Origin of the sequence: Nonomuraea sp. NPDC005501 (assembly GCF_040605905.1) — a bacterium.
Lineage (GTDB): Bacteria > Actinomycetota > Actinomycetes > Streptosporangiales > Streptosporangiaceae > Nonomuraea.
The window spans coordinates 29,498-48,686 of sequence record NZ_JBEXDT010000049.1 but is presented as its reverse complement, the minus strand read 5'-3'; the positions used below and the strand labels follow the sequence as shown (position 1 = coordinate 48,686).

Genomic DNA, 19,189 nt, shown 5'->3' with positions numbered 1-19,189 from the left:
TCCAGGACTCTTCAGACCTGGCCCTCCGAGGTCACGGTTCTGCCATCACGGTTCTGCCGTCACAGTCCTGAAGTCACAGAAGTCATAGTCCTGACGTCACGGGCCTGAAGTCACGGGCTTGAGGTCACCAGGCCTGAAGTCACAGTCCTGTAGTCATAGTCCTGAAGTCACGGGCCTGAGGTCACCGGGCACGCGCCGCCCGGTCACCATCCCGGCCACACCCGCGACCCGGCCGCTCCGCGGCGTCCTGCACCGGGCAGAGTGTCCGCTCCCACCCCTACGCGGGTCGTCCACCTGTGCGCGGGCCGTCCGGACGTCCGGTCAGGCGTACGACATGATCCAGTCGGCGACCACCTCGCCGACCCGGGCGGGGTCCTTCTTCAGGTCGTGCCCCTCCCCCGGCAGCACCACGAGCCGTGCCGCGTCGGCGGCGTCCGGCACCCCGAACGGATCGCGGTCCCCGTTCACCACGAGCACGTCCACACCCGCCCCGCGCAGCTCGTCGGCTCTCGAGCGTTCCGGCTTGCCGGGCGGGTGCAGCGGGAACGCGAGGGCGACCACCGCCGCCGCCCCGACGTCCTTGGCGGTACGGCAGGCGACCCGCGCCCCGTTGCTCCGGCCACCTTGCACCAGCGGCAGGCCCGGCGCCTTCGATCGCAGCTCGGCCAGCACGGCGCACCACGCCTCGTCCTGCCGGGCCGCCGAGCCCGGAGCGCGGGCCCCGGCGAGCCTGAACGGCTGCGTCACCCGAGCCACGCTGGCCCCCGCCGCGAGGGCGGCGTCGCGCACGGCCAGCAGGTCGGGCGCGTCCACTCCCCCGGCCGACCCGTGGGTCAGCACGAGCAGCAACCGGGGCCTCTCGGCATCGTCCACCTGCACCGACGCGGGCCCGCGCGGCGTCATGACCTCCATGCGAGAACCGTATCGGGCCCCGCACCACGACCGGCCCCCGGACCCACCACCGGCCCTTGTCGGCAGCTCTCTGAAACCGGTGAAACCCGGTCGAGGGTGCCGTGAAACCGGCGCCGCCGAGAGTGAGGCCATGAGCATCACAGAACTCGGACGTACCGGGGGCGGCCCGGCCCCCGGCGGGGGCACCGATCTGGCCGTACGCACCGAAGGGCTGGTGAAGACGTTCGGCCGGAACCGCGCCGTCGACGGGATCGACCTCGACGTACGCACCGGTGAGATCTTCGGCGTCCTCGGCCCGAACGGCGCCGGCAAGACCACCACCCTACGGATGCTGGCCACCCTGTTGACGATCGACGCGGGCCGGGCCGAGATCTTCGGGGTCGACGTGGCCGGCAACCCGCACGTGATCCGCCAGCTGGTCGGCGTCACCGGACAGTACGCCTCTGTCGACGAGAACCTGACCGCCCGCGAGAACCTCTGGCTGTTCAGCCGCCTGCAGGGCATCGCCGGGCCGAGTGCCCGGCGCATCGCCAGCGAGCTGCTGGGCCAGTTCGGCCTGGAGAAGGCGGCCGACAAGCCGATCGCGCAGTTCTCCGGCGGCATGCGCCGGCGCCTCGACCTGGCGGCCAGCCTGATCACCAGGCCACCGCTGATCTTCCTCGACGAGCCGACCACCGGGCTCGATCCGCGCACGCGCGGCCAGATGTGGGACACCATCCGCGGCCTCGTCGCCGACGGCTGCACGGTGCTGCTGACCACGCAGTATCTGGACGAGGCCGACCAGCTCGCCGATCGCGTCGCGGTCATCGACCACGGCCGCAAGGTCGCCGAGGGCACCCCCGACCAGCTGAAGACCGCGGTCGGCAACTCCACCCTCCAGTTGCTGCTCGCCGAGCCGGGCGAGGTGCCCGCCGCCGTGGAGGTCGTGCGGCGCGTCCTCGGCTCCGACCCGGTCCTCAGCCCGGAGCAGGGCCGCCTCAACGTCGCCCTCGACCAGGCCGACCTGGCCGCGGACGTGCTGATCGCGCTGCGCACCGCCGGGGTGTCGATCTCCTCGGTGAGCGTGGCCAAGCCCAGCCTGGACGAGGTGTTCCTCGCCCTCACGGGCCACGAGACGGGCCACGAGACCGGCCACGAGCCGGGCCACGATGCGGGCCGGGAGCCGGATCGCAGGACGGACGACGGCGAGACCGGCACGAAGGAGAACCGATGAGCACCGTGATCGCACCCGCGCGTGAGACGGTCCGGGCCACTGACCGCGTGGCCGCCGCCCGGCGGCGCGTCTCCGTGGCGGAGACCCTCGGCCAGACCCTGACGATGGCGTGGCGGGCGCTCAAGAAGATGCGCCGCAACCCGGAGCAGTTCTTCGACGTGGCGCTGCAGCCCATCCTGTTCACGGCGATGTTCGCCTTCATCTTCGGCGGCGCCATCGCCGGCGACGTGAAGAGCTACCTCCCCCTGATGGTCCCCGGAATCCTCGCCCAGACCGTGCTGACGACGTGCATGGCCACGGGCACGCAACTGCGCGAGGACATGGAGAAGGGCGTCTTCGACCGCTTCAAGTCGTTGCCGATCGCCCGGATCGCGCCGCTCGCCGGCCCGATGGTGGCCGACCTGCTGCGTTACGCGATCGCGGCCACTCTGACCTTCGCCATGGGCCTGATGATGGGTTACCGCCCGGGCGGCGGGGTGGGCGGCGTGCTCGGCGCGATCCTGCTGGCGATCTTCACGGGCTGGTCGCTGGCGTGGGTCTTCACCTGGGTCGGCACGATCTCCCGGAGCGCCCAGGCCGTGCAGGGCATCTCCATGATGATCCTGTTCCCGCTGACGTTCCTGTCGAACGCGTTCGTCCCCGTCGAGACCCTGCCCGGCTGGCTGGCCGCGTTCGTACGGGTCAACCCGGTCTCACACCTGGTCACGGCCGCCCGCGACCTGGCCAACAGCGCCCTCGTCAGTGGAGAGGTGGGCTGGACGCTCCTGGCGTGCCTGGTCGTCATCGCGATCTTCGCCCCGCTGTCGGTACGCAGCTACAAGCGGCACATGTGACCCGCGCCCGCCGCGGCCGCGGACCCGCTCGACGAGGCTCCGCGCCTCGCCGAGCAGTTCGGGGCCGCGCCGGTCGCCGTACCCGGCCCGCACGAGAGCGATCGTCCCGGGCGCGGCCCGCTCCGCGTACGGTTCGATCCGCTCCCAGGTCATGCTGGGCATGCTGTTGTTGTACGCGAACCGCTCGGCCAGCACCAGCAGCACGATCGCGTCGCGGGGAGGCATCGCTCCCCGCAGCAGCCCCCAGGCGCCGAGCGCGAAGAGCAAGGAGCCGCACAGCGGGTAGTCGAGGATGGGGCTGCCCAGGTCCAGCAGGTCGTAGCCCCGCATGGCGGAGAACAGCTCCTCGCCGTACCGGACGTCCTCCGGCCCGGCGTGGTACGCGAACGCCGTCAGGGTGACCGACTCCGCGATGATCGTCCACGGCGTCGCTCCCCCCTCCGGCACTCCGGGCAGGCGCAGACCGCGGGCCCGCCGGACGGCCAGCCGGCATTCCGCCAGCGCGGCGGCCGTCTCGCCGCGGGCGAGGGCGAGCTCGGCCGCGCACAACGAGACGATCGAGACCCCGCCGAGCACCGTCTCGCCGTCGTTGACCGGCGCGATCTCGGCGAACTCGGCCTCCGCGGCGCCGAGGTCGCCGTCGGTGAGCGCGGACATCAGCAACACCGAGCGGAGCTGGGTCTCGTCGTCGGTGGCGCCGACCCGGCTCAGCACCGGGATGGCGGTACGCGCGTGTCCGACCGCCTTCCTGCGGTCGCCGAGGTTCATGCTCAGGTGGGCCAGCTCCGCGTGCATGATGGCGGCCAACCAGGGCCCCTGATCCTCGCCGAGCATCGCCAGCACCCGCTCGCCGGCCTCGATCGCCCCGGTCACGTCTCCTATGTTCTCCAGGGAATGGACGCTCGTCTGCGTCGCCGCCAGGACCACGTCACGGTCGTCGCTGCGGCACAGCTCCGCCAGCCTGCGGTGCAGCTCGACGACGTCGGTCGTGTCGCACGCGAGCATCACCGTGGCCATCGCCGCCACGCGGGAATCCGTCGCGTCGGTGACGGGCAACCTGCGGAGGAGGTCCCGCACCGGATCGACGCTCCGGTCGGCGATGATCATGATGTTCATGATCGTGATCAGCATGGCGGCCCTGGCCACCTCGATGAGCTGTGGCGGCGGCGTCCAGCCGGTGACGACCTGGCTGATCGCGAGCCGATGCGCGAAGACCCGGGAATGGTCACCGCGGATCGACCACAGCCCGCCGATGCCGACCAGCAACTGCACCGTCGTGGCGGGATCGGCCTCGCCGAGCGCCTGCCTGAGCAGTTCGGCGAGGTTGCTCTCCTCGGCGTGCAACGCGTCGGCCGCCGCGAACTGCGCCGGGCTGAACAGCTCGGACGCGTGTGCGAGGGCGTACGCCGTCGCCCAGGCCCGCTGCGCCGCCCGAGCGGGCGCCTCCTCGCCGGCCTCCTTCAGCCGCATCCGCCCGAACTCTCTGACGGTCTCCAGCATCCGGTAGCGGAGGCCGTACGTCGTCTCGCGGACGCTCAGCATCGACTGCGCGGTCAGCGCGTCCACGACATGCAGGGCGTCCGTGCCGAGTACGTGTTCGGCCGCGGCCAGCGTGAAGCCGTCGCCGAACAGCGACAACCACCGCAGCGCCCGCCGTTCCGGCTCGTCCAGCAGGTTCCACGACCAGTCGATGACCGCGAGCAGCGTCTGGTGCCGGTCGGGGGCCGCACGGTTCCCGCCGCGCAGGAGAGCGAACCGGTCCGCCAGACGCCGCGCGATCTCCTCCACCGACATCACCCGCACCTTGGCCGCGGCCAGCTCGATCGCGAGCGGCAGCCCGTCGAGGCGCGCGACGACGTCCGCGACCACTCCCTCGTCGATCCGGACGTCCGGGCGGGCGGCCGTGGCGCGCTGGCGGAACAGCTCCACCGCGTCATCCGTGAGCAGCTCGCCGAGCGGGTGGACGCGTTCGGCGGGGATCGACAGCGGGGAGCGCGAGGTGATGAGCACCCGCAGGTCGCGGGTCGTCACGGTCAGGAACGCCACCAGGTCGGCCACGGCCTCGATCACGTGCTCGCAGTTGTCCAGGATCAGCAGCGCCGGGGCCTGGTCGAGATGCTGGGCGATGCGGGCGCGAACGTCGGAGCGCCGCTCGGCGCTCAGGCCACGACGCCCGCTGACCGAGTCCCGGACCCCGAGCGCCGAGCCGACCTCGCCCACCACGCCCTCCGGCGAGGAGACGCCGACGAGCTCGACGAAGTGGGCGACGGGCTGCGCGGCGTTCCGGCCGACGACATGAGCCAGCCGCGTCTTGCCCAGCCCGCCGGAGCCGACGATGGAGACCACCCGGTTGGTCTGCAACAGGGCGTGCACCGCACGGATGTCGCCGTCGCGGCCGAGCAGCGAGGACCCGTCGTACAGGATGCCCTCGCGGACCGGCCGATCCGCGGCGAGGAGCGCGGCGTGGACGCGGACGAGCTCAGGCCCCGGGTCCGTGCCGAGCCGCGCCACCAGGTCCGCGCGGTAGCGCTCGTAGCGCTCCAGAGCCGCGGCGGCACCACGTACGGCGGCCTCGCTGCGCAGCAGGCAGGCGAGCAGCTCCTCGTCGTGCGGCCGATCGGCCGCGGCCTCCTCCAGCAGCGGCAGCGCCTTGTCGTGGGCGCCGCTGCGGCCCTGCGCGATCGCCGCCACCCGTCGCGCCTCGGACACCCGTCCCGCGGCGGCGGCCCTCAGCTCAGCGAGCGCACCCGTGGCGCCGACCAGGCCGCCGGCCATGAGACCCATGGCCTCTTCGGCGTGGCGACGCGCGAGCGCCGTGTCGTCCTCGGCCAGTGCGGCCCGTGCCTGTTCCACCAGCGCGCCGAGCAGCAGCGCGTCCACCTGACCGGCGGGCAGCCCGAGGCGGTAACCACGCGGGATCCGTACGACGGCATCGGCGCAGGTCGCCGCCCTGGTCCGCGAGACGACCACCTGCAGCGCCTTGGTCGGGTTGGCCGGCGCCTCGCCGGGCCACAACTCCTCGACCAGGCGCTCGTCACCGACCCCCGCACGCCCGCACATGGCGAGCACCGCCAGCAGGGTCTGCGCGCGATCGCCGACGACGCGCACGCCCCGCCATCGAACGCCGTCGAGCAGGACCAGTGCGGGGGACACACCCCCAGCTTACGGACGAGTCACGGGCGGGAAGCAGGCAGACCGAGAGGTATCCCGACTCGTGATGATCGCGGCCCACGCGGCCCGGTCCTCCGGTGCCGGGAGCGGGCCGGGCCGCGGCGCCCGCGGGCGAGGCCGATGAGGATCGACCTTGACCCCCGGACGAGCAGCGGCGATCATCACAGCGTCGAGGGAAGAACACCGAGGATCCAGCACGATGACGCCGGCCCATGCGCGGGGCGTGGGGATGGCCCCCGTCAGGGAGGCAGCGACATGTCCAGTGCTCAGCTGTATGACACCATCGGAGCCGCTTACACCGTGACGCGGCGCACCGATCCGCGGATCGCCGCGAGGATCTGGGCCGCGCTCGGCGATGCGCGGACGGTGGTGAATGTCGGGGCCGGCACCGGCTCCTACGAGCCGCCCGGGCGCGACGTCACCGCCGTGGAACCGTCGGCGCTGATGCGGGCGCAGCGCCCCGCGGACGCGGCGCCGTGCGTGGCCGCCGACGCGGAGAGCCTCCCGTTCGAGGACCAGTCCTTCGACGCCGCGATGGCCGTCAGCACCGTTCATCACTGGCGGGACCCCATTGCCGGGCTGCGCGAGCTGCGGCGCGTGGCCCGCCGCGTGGTGGTGTTCACGTGCGACGACAGTGACACCGGATGGCGTCGTCGGTTCTGGCTCACTCGCGACTACCTGCCTGAGGTCGCCGGCCTCCTGGCCGGCCGGCCCTCGCTGACCGAGATGGCCGACGCGATCGGAGCTCGCACGGAGCCCGTACTCGTTCCGTGGGACTGCGCTGACGGCTTCTTCGAGGCCCACTGGCGCCGCCCCGAGGCGTACCTGGATGATCGTGTGCGTCGTGGAGTGTCGGTGTGGGCCAGAGTCGGGCCGGAGGCCGAGCGGCGGGCGGTGCGCAGCCTCCGTGATGACCTTGTCTCAGGCCGGTGGGCCGAACGCAACCGCGACCTCGTCGCTCTCGACGCGGCGGAGCTCGGTCTTCGCCTGCTCGTGACCTGACCCCGCCGCGGACAGGCCGGACGCCGGCCTGCTGCCGACCGGCTCCCCCCGGTCCACCGGGCCCCACCCGGCCCGCCCGGAGCGGGTCGTCAGGTGTCGCGGTCGCGGCGGAGACGGACGTCGGCGGCCAGCGTCTCGTCCTCGTGGTCCAGCCCGTACGCCCAGACGTGCTCGGCGTCGTCGTCCCGCCCCCGTAAGGGAAGCGTGCGGGCCAGCAGTTCGATGGCGAGGGCGCTCGTCCCCGCGTCGGCGCCGTCCTCGACGGCCCCCGCGAACTCGGCGCACGCCATCTCCAGGTGCGCGATCCCGAGCTGGACCCGCAGCCGCGGCGCCACCTCGGCCGGAGCGGCCTCCAGCGCGTCGAGGAGCACCTCCGCCGCCTCCCCCGGCTCGCCGCGCTCCAGCATCAGGACGGCGAGCTGCTGCGCGGCGTGCGCGGCCGTCTCGTCGTCGCCGGCCGCCACCGCCGCCGCGCCGGCCTCGCGCAGCGACGCCTCACCCTCGTCCAGGGCTCCGGCCTGTACGGCGAGCCGGGCCAGCGCGAGGTGGGCCAGCGGCACGTACGCGGCGGTGCCGAGTCCCAGCACGGCCTGCCACGCGCCGCGCGCCTGTTCGGCCCGGCCCTCCCGCTCGAAGCCCTGCGCCAGGTGGCAGGCCGCCTGCGCCGCGTACTCGGGGTGGCCGGTGGCGAGCGCGGCCCGGGCCGCGGCACGGGCGCCGTCGAGGTCGCCGCGCTCCTCCAGCACCACGGCCAGGCCCACGGCGGCCTGCGCCCGGTCGGGCCCGTCGGGGTCGGCCGCCAGCTCGGACAGGATGGCGGCGGCGCCCTCGAGGTCGCCGTCCTCGGCCAGGCGGCGGGCGGTGTCGAGAGGCGGGTTCCGCAGCTCTGAGGACGTCAAAGATGGCTCCTTCGGCGACGATCGGACCGAGCCTAACGACTTCCGGCGATCATGTCTGCCGACTTGTCCCGGTTGGCCTGGCGGCCACGGGAACCGCACCCCCGCGACACCCTGCATTCCCCGGGGATCCCCCAGCGGGTACGCCGCGGTCAGCCTGCTGACACTGGTGGCGGTGATCGTGCTCCGGCACGACGCGACGATGGTCACGTCGCCCGGCATGCCGGCACCGCCACCCGCGTCGGTCTCACCCTTTCCTACATGGACCACCAGGTGGCCCTCGACGTCCGCGATGACGGCCGCGGCTTCGACCCGGCCGCCCGGGTCGAGCGGGACGGGGGCTTCGGGCTGGTGGCGATGCGGCAGCGGATCGAGGCGTTGTCGGGCACGTTGCAGATCGAATCGGAGGTGGGGGGTGGGACCGGGATCTCGGCCTGCCTGCCCGCCGAGGCGCCGGAGGTGCGTTCGTGAGTGACCCGATCAAGCTGCTCATCGCCGACGACCACACGGACAGCCACGTGCTCCCCGCGATCGAGGCCGGCGCCACCGGCTACCTGCTCAAGGACGCACCGCGGGACGAGCTGCTGCGCGCCGTGCGCTCGGCCGCCCGCGGCGAGGCCGCGCTCTCGCCCTCGGTGGCTGCCCGCCTGATGAGTCGGCTGCGCGCCCCGGCGCCGTCGACCGGCCCGTTGAGCCGGCGCGAGCTGGAGGTGCTGCGCCTGGTCGCGGGCGGCCACACCAACCGGGAGGCGGCCGCCCGGCTGTTCATCACCGAGGCCACGGTCAAGACGCACCTGCTCAACGTCTATGCGAAGCTCGACGTCAACGACTGTGCCGCCGCGGTCGCGGAGGCATACAACCGCGGCCTGCTCGGTGCTCCCGAGCATCCGTGAACCACCCCGGACGGGCCGCCGTAGCGGCCCCTGCCCGCCGGTGCGGGAAGGGGCCTCTCGGAGGGGACGTCAGTCCTCGTACGCCTCCAGGGGCGGGCAGGAGCAGACCAGGTTGCGGTCACCGTAGGCCTGGTCGATGCGGCGTACCGGCACCCAGTACTTGCCGTCGCGCAGCGAGGACACCGGGTAGGCGGCCTCGGTGCGGGTGTAGGGGTGGGTCCACTCGTCGGCGGTGACGGCCTCGGCGGTGTGCGGGGCGTTGCGCAGCGGGTTGTCGGTGTTGTCGTACTCGCCGGAGGCCACCTTGGCGATCTCGGCGCGGATGGCGATCATGGCGTCGGCGAACCGGTCGAGCTCGGCGACGTCCTCGCTCTCGGTCGGCTCGATCATGAGCGTGCCCGCGACGGGGAACGACATGGTCGGCGCGTGGAAGCCGTAGTCGATGAGCCGCTTGGCGACGTCGTCGACGGTGACGCCGGTCTCCTTGGTGATCTGGCGCAGGTCGATGATGCACTCGTGCGCCACCAGCCCGCCGCGCCCGGTGTAGAGGACCGGGAAGTGGGGGGCCAGGCGCCGCGCGAGGTAGTTGGCCGACAGGATGGCCTGCTCGGTGGCCGCGGTGAGCCCGTCGGAGCCCATCATGCGGATGTACGCCCAGGAGATCGGCAGGATGCCGGCCGAGCCATACGGGGCGGCCGAGACCGGGCCGACCGGCGAGCCGTCGTGCAGCGGGTGGCCGGGCAGGTAGCCGGCGAGGTGCTCGCGGACGGCCACGGGGCCGACGCCGGGCCCGCCGCCGCCGTGCGGGATGCAGAACGTCTTGTGCAGGTTGAGGTGGGACACGTCGGCGCCGAACTCGCCGGGCTTGGCCAGGCCGACCAGCGCGTTGAGGTTGGCCCCGTCGACGTAGACCTGGCCGCCGGCGTCGTGGACCTTGGCGCAGATCTCGGTGATGGCCTCCTCGTACACGCCGTGCGTGGACGGGTAGGTCACCATGATGGCGGCGAGCGTCCCGCGGTGCTTGTCGATCTTGGCGTCGAGGTCGTCCAGGTCGACGTTGCCCTCGGAGTCGCAGGCCACGACGACGACGCGCATGCCGGCCATGACGGCGCTGGCGGCGTTGGTGCCGTGGGCGGAGGACGGGATGAGGCACACGTCGCGGCCGGTGTCGCCGTTGGCCTGGTGGTAGGCGCGGATGGCCAGCAGCCCGGCCAGCTCGCCCTGGGACCCGGCGTTGGGCTGGATGGAGACCGCGTCGTAGCCGGTGATCTCGGCCAGCCAGCGCTCCAGCGTCTCGACCAGCTCGACGTAGCCGGCGGCCTGCTCGATCGGCGCGTAGGGGTGGATCGCGGCGAACTCGGGCCAGGTGATCGGCTCCATCTCGGTGCTCGCGTTGAGCTTCATCGTGCAGGAGCCGAGCGGGATCATGGACCGGTCGAGCGCGATGTCCTTGTCCTGGAGCCTGCGCAGGTAGCGCAGCATCGCGGTCTCGGAGTGGTGGCTGTGGAAGACCGGGTGGGTGAGGTAGCCGGACTCGCGGGCCAGCCCGGCGGGCAGCCGGTCGAGGCCCTCGTCGGCGACCAGGGCGTCCAGGTCGGCGCGGGAGGCGGACTCGTGGCCGAGCGTCTCGCCGAAGGCCGACGCGACCCGCTCCAGGTGGTCGGCGGTGGTGGTCTCGGAGCAGGCGACGGCGACGTGGTCGGCGTCGGCGGGCCACACGTTGACGCCGCGCTCGGCCGCCAGCCGTACGACGTCGGCGGCCTTGCCGGGGACGCGGGCCAGCACGGTGTCGAAGAACTCGCCGTGGACGACCTCGACGCCGCCGCGGCGCAGCGCCTCGGCGAGGGCGGCGGCGTGCCGGTGGGTCCGGGCGGCGATGCGGCGCAGCCCTTCGGGCCCGTGGTAGACGGCGTACATGCCGGCGATGACGGCGAGCAGCACCTGGGCGGTGCAGATGTTGCTGGTGGCCTTCTCGCGGCGGATGTGCTGCTCGCGGGTCTGCAGCGCCAGCCGGTAGGCGGGGTCGCCGTCGGCGTCGACGGAGACGCCGACCAGGCGGCCGGGCATCTGCCGCTGCAGGCCCTCGCGCACCGACATGTACGCGGCGTGCGGCCCGCCGAAGCCGAGCGGGACGCCGAAGCGCTGGGAGGAGCCGACGGCGATGTCGGCGCCCAGCTCACCGGGCGCGGCGACGAGCGTGAGCGCCAGCAGGTCGGCGGCGGCCACGACGAGGGCGCCGGAGGCGTGGGCCGCCTCGGCGACCGCGCGGAAGTCACGCAGGCGGCCGGAGGCGCCGGGGTACTGGACGAGCACGCCGAAGCACTCGGGCAGCTCGCCCTCCAGGGTGTGCTCGACGAGCTCGATGCCGAGCGGCTCGGCGCGGGTGGCGAGCACCGCCTTGGTCTGCGGCAGCGTGTCGGCGTCCACGACGAACACGGGGCTCTTGACCTTGCCGGCCCGCCGGGCCAGGGTCATCGCCTCGGCGGCGGCCGTGGCCTCGTCGAGCAGGGAGGCGCCCGCGACGGGCAGGCCGGTCAGGTCGGAGACCACGGTCTGGAAGTTGAGCAGCGCCTCCAGCCGGCCCTGGGAGATCTCGGGCTGGTACGGGGTGTAGGCGGTGTACCAGCCGGGGTTCTCCAGGAGGTTGCGGCGGATGACCGCAGGCGTGACCGTCTCGTGGTAGCCGAGGCCGATCATGGAGGTGAGGACCTGGTTGCGGCCGGCCAGCGCGCGCAGCTCGGCGATCGCGCCGGTCTCGCCGACCGCGGCGGGCAGCCTCAGCCGGTCCTTGGCCCTGATGGCCTCGGGCACGGCCACCGCCACGAGGTCGGCCACGGACTCGAAGCCGACGGCCTCGAGCATGCGCTGCTGCTCCGGGGCGGAGGGGCCGATGTGCCGGGCCGAGAACGGCGGAGCTGACAGGTCGGTCATGGAGGTGCCTCCCGAGGCTGTGGAGACCGGCGCCAGGGCGCGGGCTTATGCCGGGTCTCCCCCTCTGTCATGCGGACCTGAGAGCTTCACCCCGGAGGGCTTGCACCGTCGGTGAGACGCGCCTGGCGGGCGCGCCTGCTTTCCAGAGACGCCTCACCCGAGCGGTACAGGTGCCTGAGAGATTCCGGGGAGGGTTGCTCCTTCGGCGCCCCAGGGACGAAGCCCGGGGACTCTCCCGCACGGGGTCGTCAGCCTTGCGCTCTCACTTTACCCTGTGCGGCGCGCACGCCGCCGCTGGGCCAGCTCGTCAGCGGGGTGGTCGGCCGGGACGGTGTCCGCGACCGCCGCTCGTTCCCCCGGCAGCTCCGCGAGGGAGCCCTCGACCTCGCGCCAGACCCGGCCGAGGGCGATGCCGAAGACGCCCTGACCGCCCTGGAGCAGGTCGATCACCTCGTCGGCCGAGGTGCACTCGTAGACGCTGACACCGTCGCTCATGAGCGTGATCTGGGCGAGGTCGGCCACCCCGCGCTCACGCAGGTGCTGCACGGCCGTACGGATCTGCTGGAGGGAGACCCCGGTGTCGAGAAGCCGCTTGACGACCTTGAGCACCAGGATGTCGCGGAAGCTGTAGAGCCGCTGGGAGCCGGAGCCCTGCGCCGCTCTTATCGTGGGCTCGACCAGTCCGGTGCGTGCCCAGTAGTCCAGCTGCCGGTAGGTGATGCCGGCCGCCGCGCAGGCCGTCGGGCCACGGTATCCGATGTCACCCGGCAGCGACGCCGGTCGCTCGTCGAAGAGCAGTCCCTGCTCCCCGGCACGCTGCCGCGCGCTCTCGCGCCGTACCGAGTCTTCCTGGCCGGCCGTCTTTCCCTCGCCGCTGCTGACCGCCACGCGGACCTCCGGCTTTCTCTCATCCCGTGACCTGATCTGGGGGTTCGTAAAAAGGCGGCCACGGGTTTCACTTGCACCGTAGGACCGTGACCATGCTCAGTCAACGATCCGGCTCGGCGCGTCGTGAAGCGTAAATGCACTGAAATACCTACCCCGCCCTGCCGAAGTCCTCGGGGGTGATCGTGTCAAGGAACTCCCTGAACTTCTCCACCTCGTCCTCCTGGTCGTCGGGGATGATCACACCGGCCTCCTGGACGACCTCCTCGCTGGCGAAGATGCGCGCTCCGGTGCGCAGGGCCAGGGCGATCGAGTCGGACGGCCGGGCGCTGACCTCGACGCCGTTGGAGAACACCAGGTCGGCGAAGAAGATCCCGTCGCGCAGGGCGACGATGTTGACGGCGCGCAGGCCGACGCCCAGCGCGCTCAGCACGTCTCTGAACAGGTCGTGCGTCAGGGGCCTGGGCGGGGGCTCCTCCGCCTGGGCCAGCGCGATGGCCGTGGCTTCGGTCATGCCGATCCAGATGGGCAGGAACCGCTCCCCGTGTGCCTCCTTGAGCAGGACGATCGGCTGATTGGTGGGCATTTCTACCCGAACGCCCACGACCTCCATCTGCAACACGGGCTGCTCCGTATTCGACTGGCCGGCGACCCGGCACAGCTCATTGCTGGTTCGCTTATGCATTTCAACGTAACACCCGGCGGGTGCCGTATGTCCCGCCGGTGCGGTCCCGAATCTGACCGATGGGCCCGGCCGTCAGGCCCGCCGGGGAGGGCCGGTGGGGAGGGTCCGCCGCGGTCAGCGTCCCAGGACGGAGCGCACGCCCTCGCGGACCAGCGCGGCGTGCAGGTCCAGCAGGAGCGCCGACAGCTCCCTGGCCGCCTCGTCGGCCTCGCCGATGGCGCCCGGGCCGCGCCGCTTGAGCACCGGCGCGACCGCCTGCTCGATCAGGCCGCACTCCCGCTCGGCCGCCGCCTTGACGGCCCGCAGGTGGCGGGCGTGCAGGCCGAAGCGGGCCAGCGCCCCGACGGTGCGCGCCACGGTCAGCGCGTCCTCGTCGTAGCGCCGGGCGCGGGCCGCGAGCAGCCCGTAGTCCTCCAGCTCGGTGAGCGTCTCGTCGTCGATCCCGGCCGTCTCCAGCAGCTCGGCGCGGCTGAGCCGGATCTCCGGCTCGGCGTCCGCGTCGGGAACGGCTCGCGGGCGGCCGAAGTCCTCGGCCATCTTGTCCTTGATCACCCGCAGCGGCAGGTAGTGGTCACGCTGCTCGGTGAGGATGTAGCGCAGCTGCTCCACGTGCAGGTGGGTGAACTTGCGGAAGCCCGAGGGGCTCCGCTCGGGCTCGATGAGCCCCTCGCCCTCCAGGAACCGGATCTTGGAGATCGTGACGTCGGGGAACTCGCCCCGCAGGAGGGCGAGCACCTCCCCGATGCTCATGTGCGAGCGCGCCGCCTGCGAACTCATGCGGTCTCCTTCGCCGACCGCATGCGTCCGCGCGAAGCCGTGTCCATGGATCGCTCGCTACGCTCCCTCATGCTGTGGCGGCGGTCCGCATCAGGAACAGCAGACGGAACTTGCCGATCTGCACCTCGTCGCCCGAGTGCAGCGGCACCTCCTCGATGCGTTCCCTGTTGACGTACGTGCCGTTGAGGCTGCCCACGTCGCGCACCGAGAACTGGCCGCCCCGGTGGCGGTAGAACTCGACATGACGGCGGGAGACCGTGATGTCGTCGAGGAAGATGTCGCTCTCCGGGTGGCGGCCGGTGGTGGTGAGGTCCTTGTCGAGCCGGAACCGGCTCCCCTGGTTGGGACCCCTGGTCACGGTGAGCAACGCCGTGCCGGGCGGCAACTGCTCCACCAGCGCCCGCTCGGCGAGGAGCATGTCGCCGGTCTCAGCCTCGTACGCCTCGATTCCCGCTACGGAGATCGTCGAGGTGGTGTCCCCGGCGGCCTCGGCTCTGGCCAGCGGTGACCCACAGCGGGAACAGAAACGGGCATCCTCGGGGTTGGCGTGCCCGCACTGCGTGCAGTAGACGCTCGGCATCGATCGGCTCGGCCTCCTACCGCGAAGACGCGGCGACGGTGCTCGGCGCGCCTCGCTTCGCTCTTCAAGTTTGCGAATGCCGCAACTTACGCTGCTGAACGGCAAAGGTCAAGGCGGGGCGCTGGACGACAGGTTCGGACGGTGACAAAGTTACCGCCGTCCGCGCCTGATGGTCCATGCCGCCGCGCCTTTACACAATACGATCTTGTCGGGCGCCGCGCGAACCCTTGGGGCCGTTACGCGCAGTGACATTCCTCTCAAGAGCTGGCCAAAAGGCGCCCCTTCCGCGGTCTCCGGGCGTAATGGCCCTGGGAGACGCGCCGAAAACGCCCAGGAGACGCACAGAAGACCCACAGCGGACGCTCAGGAGGCGGCGGCCTCGACGATGCGGGCCCAGCGCTCGATGAGGGCCTGGGCCGTGTCCATGTCGTGGGCCTCGGCCCACAGGTCGGTGACCGGCTCGGTGGCGGCGGGCAGGATCAGCACCCAGGTCCCGTCCTCGCCGACGACGCGCACCCCGTCGGTCGTGTCGATGCGCTGTCCCTCGGCGGAGGCCTCCACCGCCTCGATGACGGAGCGCATGACCGCCCCCTTGGCCGCCCAGCGCGTCGGCACGCTGCGCTTGAGCAGCCTCGCCTCGGGGATGCGGGCGTCGATCTGGCTGAGCGACAGCCGGGTGCGGGCCACCAGGCCGAGCAGCCGCATGAACGCGGCCAGCCCGTCGATGGCCGGGCTGAACTCGGGCACGACGAAGCCGCCCCGCCCGTCCGCCGCGAAGATCATGTCCTCGCCGGCGGCGGCCGAGGTGAGGGCGTCCAGAGCGGTGGAGGTCCACTGCGCCTGCACGCCGTGGAAGCGGCACACCTGCTCGGCCACCCGGGTGGTGGTGACCGGCAGCGCCACCTGCCCGCCCCGGCGCTCGGCGGCCACGAGGTCGAGCACCACGAGCAGGGCCCGTTCCTCACCGATGAGCTGCCCCATCTCGTCCACCAGCGCGATCCGCTCGCCGACCGGGTCGAAGCGGACGCCGAACGCGGCGCGGGACGAGCTGACGAGCTCCGACAGGCGTTGCAGGTCGCGGCGGCGCTCGGCCAGCGTCTCGGTCGGCGAGGCGTCGTCGAGCCGGGCGTTGACCGTGAGGACCTCGACGCCGACGCGGCCGAGCAGGGTCGGCAGGACCAGGGAGGAGGTCCCGCCGGCGCAGTCCACGACCACCTTCATGCCGGCGATGCCGCTCATGTCGATCCGGCGCATCAGCTCGTGGGTGTAGTCCTCGACGACGCGCGCCGGGTAGGTCAGCTCGGCGATCTCGCCGGGGAAGGCCCGCCGGAACTCCTGGCGGGAGAAGACCCGCTCCAGCTTGCGCTGGGCGGCGGCCGACAGGTCGGCGCCCCGGTCGTCCATGATGACGATGTCCACGCTCTGCGGGTCACCGGCGGTGGTGCGCAGGGCGATGCCGCCGGCCGCCGCGTCGCGGGCGGTGTGGAAGCGCGCCACGGGCAGCGGGGCGGCCTCCAGGTCGAGCACGTTGATGGCGCTGGCGGTGAGCGCGCTGATCACGGCCCGCTTGAGCGCCCTGGCCGCGAGCGAGGAGTCGCGTGAGGTGACGACGTACGCGCCCTTCCTCAGGGTGGTGGCGTAGGCGCTGGCCAGCCGTACGCACAGCTCGGGGGTGATCTCGACGTTGACCAGCCCGCTGACGCCGCGCGGCCCGAACAGGCTGCGCTGTCCGCGCGACTCCCAGATGACGCTGGTGTTGACGACCGCCCCGGCCTCGATGGTCTTGAACGGGTAGACCTTGACGCCGCTGGAGATGTACGCCTCGGGCTCGATGACGCAGTCGTCGCCGATGACGGCGTCCTCCTCGATGCGGGCGCCGGCCATGACGTCGGTGCTCTTGCCGACGACGCAGCCGCGCAGGTGGGCGCCCGGGCCCACGTAGACGTTGTCGTGGACGACGGCCCGGTGCAGGAAGGCGCCTTCGCGCACGACCACGTTGTTGCCCAGCACGGTGTACTCGCGCAGCTCGGCGCCCGCCTCGATCTTGGCGTAGTCGCCGATGAGCAGCGGGCCCTTGAGCACCGCGTCGGGGTCGACGGAGGCCGACTCGGCCACCCAGACGCCCGGTGACAGCTCGAAGCCGCCGACGTCCAGCCTGACCTTGCCGGACAGGGCGTCGGCCTGGGCCTTGAGGTAGCTCTCGTGGGTGCCGACGTCCTCCCAGTAGCCGTCGGCGACGTAGCCGAAGATGGGGGCGCCGCTCTCCAGCAGGCGGGGGAAGACGTCGGCGGACCAGTCGACGGGCTCCCCCGCGGCCACATGGTCGAGGACCTCGGGCTCCATGACGTAGACGCCGGTGTTGACGGTGTCGGAGAAGACCTGGCCCCAGGTGGGCTTCTCCAGGAAGCGCTGCACGCGCCCCGCCTCGTCGATGATGACGATCCCGAACTCCAGCGGATTAGGCACGCGTTTGAGGCCAATGGTAATAAGAGCCCCATTTTCTCGGTGAAAACGCACCATATCCGACAAATCGATGTCGGTGAGGGCGTCGCCGGAGATCACCAGGAAACGGTCGTCCCGCAGCCGGTCGGCGGCGTTCTTGACGCTCCCGGCCGTGCCCAGCGGGATGTCCTCGGTGGCGTACTGGAGGCTCATGCCCAGCTCGTCGCCGTCGCCGAAGTAGTTGCGCACGAGCGCGGCGAGGAACTGGAGCGTGACCACCGTCTCGGTCACCCCGTGCCGCTTGAGCAGGCGCAACACGTGCTCCATGATCGGCCGATTGGCCACGGGAAGCAGTGGCTTGGGCTGGTTGGCGGTCATCGGTCGCAGCCGAGTGCCCTCCCCGCCCGCCATGACGACCGCCTTCACCCGATCACTCCTTTGTGGTCGCAGTTATGAGCCGGCGCACCTGAACGGCGTACAACACGCCCGCCCACCAGTACAGACCTGTTCCCCACACAGCGAAAGCCCATCCTGTGACACGGGCCATCTCGGCATACCACCCGGTGTGGGAGGCGAGGAAGAGGAGCGGGAAGGCGTACATGAGATTGAACATGGCCGCTTTACCGAGGAAGTGCACCTGAAGCGCCCGGTAACCGTGTCTGCGGAGCACGGGGAAGAAACCTGCGACGAAGAGCTCACGCGCGAGGATCAGCGCCACCAGCCACCACGGGATGACGTCCCGCACCAGCAGCGCCAGGATGGTCGCGAACACGTACAGCTTGTCGGCGGCCGGGTCGATGATCCGCCCGAGCTTGCTCGTCTGGTTGAAGGCGCGAGCGATCTTCCCGTCGAGCCAGTCGGTGAACCCGGCGACCGCCAGGACCCCGATGGCCCACCCGTCCGCCCGGGGCCCGAGAACCAGCCAGAGGAAGACGGGCACGCCGAGGAGTCGCAGGAAGCTCAGCAGGTTGGGGACCGTCCAGATCCGGTCCTCGGCGGAAGTTTCGCTCACGCTGGAGACCCTACTGCGTCGTATCTCCGGGCAGCGGGCCCGTCCGGCGGGTGTTCCCCGGGGCGGCGGACCGCGTGGGTCGTGTCAGGCGCGCAGGAAGGCGTGGGTGCGGCCGACGGCGGTGAAGCCCAGGCGGGCGTAGAAGTCCTTCGGCCAGTCCTCCTCGGCGGCGAGCAGGAAGATCGGCTCGCAGCCGGCCGCCTCGGCGAGCAGGGCCCGCATGAGGGTGCGGGCGTGTCCCCGGCCACGGTGGCGGGTGCCCGTGTGGACGCTCTCGATCTGGGCGACCCCGTCCTGGACGTACAGCTCGGCCCGGGCCGCGATCTCGCCGGACTCGGCGCGCACGCCGCGGAAGCGGACCACGTCGGCGCCCCGTAGCCGCTCCGCCACCCGCCGCGCGAGCTGGTCGACCGCGTCGCCGGAGACGCTCGGCAGGGCTTCGCGCCAGTCATGGCGCACGACGGGCAGCAGCTCCTCCAGCGTCAGGTCCTCGGCCGGGGGGACGTCGGCGGGCGGGGCGCCACGGAAGACCATGATCACGTTCGACTCGTGGTCGTAACCGGCCGCGGTGAAGGCGGGGGCGAGGGCGGCGCCCAGCGCGTCGTCGTCCACGCACACGTAGCGGTGGCCGCGGCCGGCCAGCACCTCGTCGGCGGCCCGCAGCACCTCCCCGGCCCGGACCGGGGCGGCCCCGTCCGGGGCGGGGGCCACGACGACGAGGCGGTTGTCGTCGTGGGAGCCGGGGTAGCGGTCGTTCAGCACGGCGAAGCCGCCCGGCACCTCCACGACCCGCCCGGCCTTGCGCCGGGCGAACGCGTGCGTGAAGGCCAGCACCCGCGCCAGCTCCGGGCCCTGCTCCGCGATCGGGCCCTGCTCCGCGATCGGCCCCTGCTCCGCGATCGGGCCCTGCTCGGCGGTCAGGCCGGGGAGGCGGGGGGAAAGGGCGTCGCTCATCGG

General features: G+C 72.3%; 14 protein-coding genes, 2 pseudogenes and 1 riboswitch. Of the genes and pseudogenes, 5 read left to right on the top strand and 11 right to left on the bottom strand.

The window, feature by feature from the left end:
• Positions 1–321: 321 nt before the first annotated feature.
• Positions 322–912, bottom strand: coding sequence for an alpha/beta family hydrolase (locus ABZS51_RS23460; protein WP_310709871.1), 591 nt, complete (start codon positions 910–912; stop codon positions 322–324).
• Positions 913–1,042: 130 nt separating this feature from the next.
• Between ABZS51_RS23460 and ABZS51_RS23455 the strand changes: the two genes are divergently transcribed.
• Positions 1,043–2,125 carry an ATP-binding cassette domain-containing protein gene (locus ABZS51_RS23455; protein ID WP_355444666.1) on the top strand — a complete coding sequence of 361 codons (1,083 nt, stop codon included), beginning with the start codon at positions 1,043–1,045 and terminating at the stop codon, positions 2,123–2,125.
• A complete protein-coding gene (locus ABZS51_RS23450; RefSeq protein ID WP_355444663.1) occupies positions 2,122–2,958 on the top strand; it encodes an ABC transporter permease in 837 nt (278 codons plus the stop codon). The genes ABZS51_RS23455 and ABZS51_RS23450 overlap by 4 nt, the downstream gene beginning before the upstream one ends.
• 1,689 nt (positions 2,959–4,647) lie before the next feature.
• On the opposite strand, the pseudogene ABZS51_RS23445 reads toward ABZS51_RS23450, so the two are convergent.
• A pseudogene (locus ABZS51_RS23445) lies at positions 4,648–6,018 on the bottom strand (BTAD domain-containing putative transcriptional regulator); the annotation flags it as partial.
• Between the two features lie 366 nt (positions 6,019–6,384).
• Between ABZS51_RS23445 and ABZS51_RS23440 the strand changes: the two are divergent.
• Positions 6,385–7,131 (top strand): class I SAM-dependent methyltransferase, encoded by a 747-nt coding sequence (locus ABZS51_RS23440; RefSeq protein ID WP_355444660.1) that lies wholly within the window; start codon positions 6,385–6,387, stop codon positions 7,129–7,131.
• An 89-nt stretch (positions 7,132–7,220) separates the two neighbouring features.
• On the opposite strand, the gene ABZS51_RS23435 is transcribed toward ABZS51_RS23440, so the two are convergent.
• Complete coding sequence (locus ABZS51_RS23435; RefSeq protein WP_355444657.1) at positions 7,221–8,030, bottom strand: hypothetical protein; 810 nt, start codon at positions 8,028–8,030, stop codon at positions 7,221–7,223.
• Positions 8,031–8,288: 258 nt separating this feature from the next.
• Here ABZS51_RS23435 and ABZS51_RS23430 point away from each other — a divergent pair, with 258 nt between their 5' ends.
• Together ABZS51_RS23430 and ABZS51_RS23425 are read left to right on the top strand one after the other, a co-directional pair.
• A complete protein-coding gene (locus ABZS51_RS23430; protein ID WP_355444654.1) occupies positions 8,289–8,498 on the top strand; it encodes an ATP-binding protein in 210 nt (69 codons plus the stop codon).
• Positions 8,499–8,533: 35 nt separating this feature from the next.
• A pseudogene (locus tag ABZS51_RS23425) lies at positions 8,534–8,920 on the top strand (response regulator transcription factor); the annotation flags it as partial.
• Positions 8,921–8,989: 69 nt separating this feature from the next.
• Here the strand turns inward: ABZS51_RS23425 and gcvP are convergent.
• From gcvP to ABZS51_RS23385, 8 genes are all read right to left on the bottom strand, one after another.
• Positions 8,990–11,851 (bottom strand): aminomethyl-transferring glycine dehydrogenase, encoded by a 2,862-nt coding sequence (gene gcvP, locus ABZS51_RS23420; RefSeq protein ID WP_355444652.1) that lies wholly within the window; start codon positions 11,849–11,851, stop codon positions 8,990–8,992.
• A gap of 152 nt (positions 11,852–12,003) precedes the next feature.
• Positions 12,004–12,099, bottom strand: a riboswitch (glycine riboswitch).
• 19 nt (positions 12,100–12,118) lie between these two features.
• Positions 12,119–12,739, bottom strand: coding sequence for a MerR family transcriptional regulator (locus ABZS51_RS23415; RefSeq protein WP_355444649.1), 621 nt, complete (start codon positions 12,737–12,739; stop codon positions 12,119–12,121).
• Between the two features lie 148 nt (positions 12,740–12,887).
• Complete coding sequence (locus tag ABZS51_RS23410) at positions 12,888–13,358, bottom strand: bifunctional nuclease family protein (RefSeq protein ID WP_090771501.1); 471 nt, start codon at positions 13,356–13,358, stop codon at positions 12,888–12,890.
• Positions 13,359–13,535: 177 nt separating this feature from the next.
• Entirely contained in the window at positions 13,536–14,198 is a 663-nt protein-coding gene (locus ABZS51_RS23405; protein WP_355444646.1) for a MerR family transcriptional regulator, read from the bottom strand.
• Positions 14,199–14,265: 67 nt separating this feature from the next.
• On the bottom strand, positions 14,266–14,778 hold the full coding sequence (locus ABZS51_RS23400; protein WP_310709893.1) for an FHA domain-containing protein: 513 nt from the start codon (positions 14,776–14,778) through the stop codon (positions 14,266–14,268).
• A 363-nt stretch (positions 14,779–15,141) separates the two neighbouring features.
• Positions 15,142–17,646, bottom strand: coding sequence for a mannose-1-phosphate guanyltransferase (locus tag ABZS51_RS23395; RefSeq protein WP_355444643.1), 2,505 nt, complete (start codon positions 17,644–17,646; stop codon positions 15,142–15,144).
• Between the two features lie 4 nt (positions 17,647–17,650).
• Positions 17,651–18,232 carry a CDP-alcohol phosphatidyltransferase family protein gene (locus ABZS51_RS23390; RefSeq protein WP_355444640.1) on the bottom strand — a complete coding sequence of 194 codons (582 nt, stop codon included), beginning with the start codon at positions 18,230–18,232 and terminating at the stop codon, positions 17,651–17,653.
• Between the two features lie 84 nt (positions 18,233–18,316).
• Positions 18,317–19,186, bottom strand: a complete 870-nt coding sequence (locus tag ABZS51_RS23385) for a GNAT family N-acetyltransferase (protein WP_355444637.1) — start codon at positions 19,184–19,186, stop codon at positions 18,317–18,319.
• Positions 19,187–19,189: the final 3 nt, after the last annotated feature.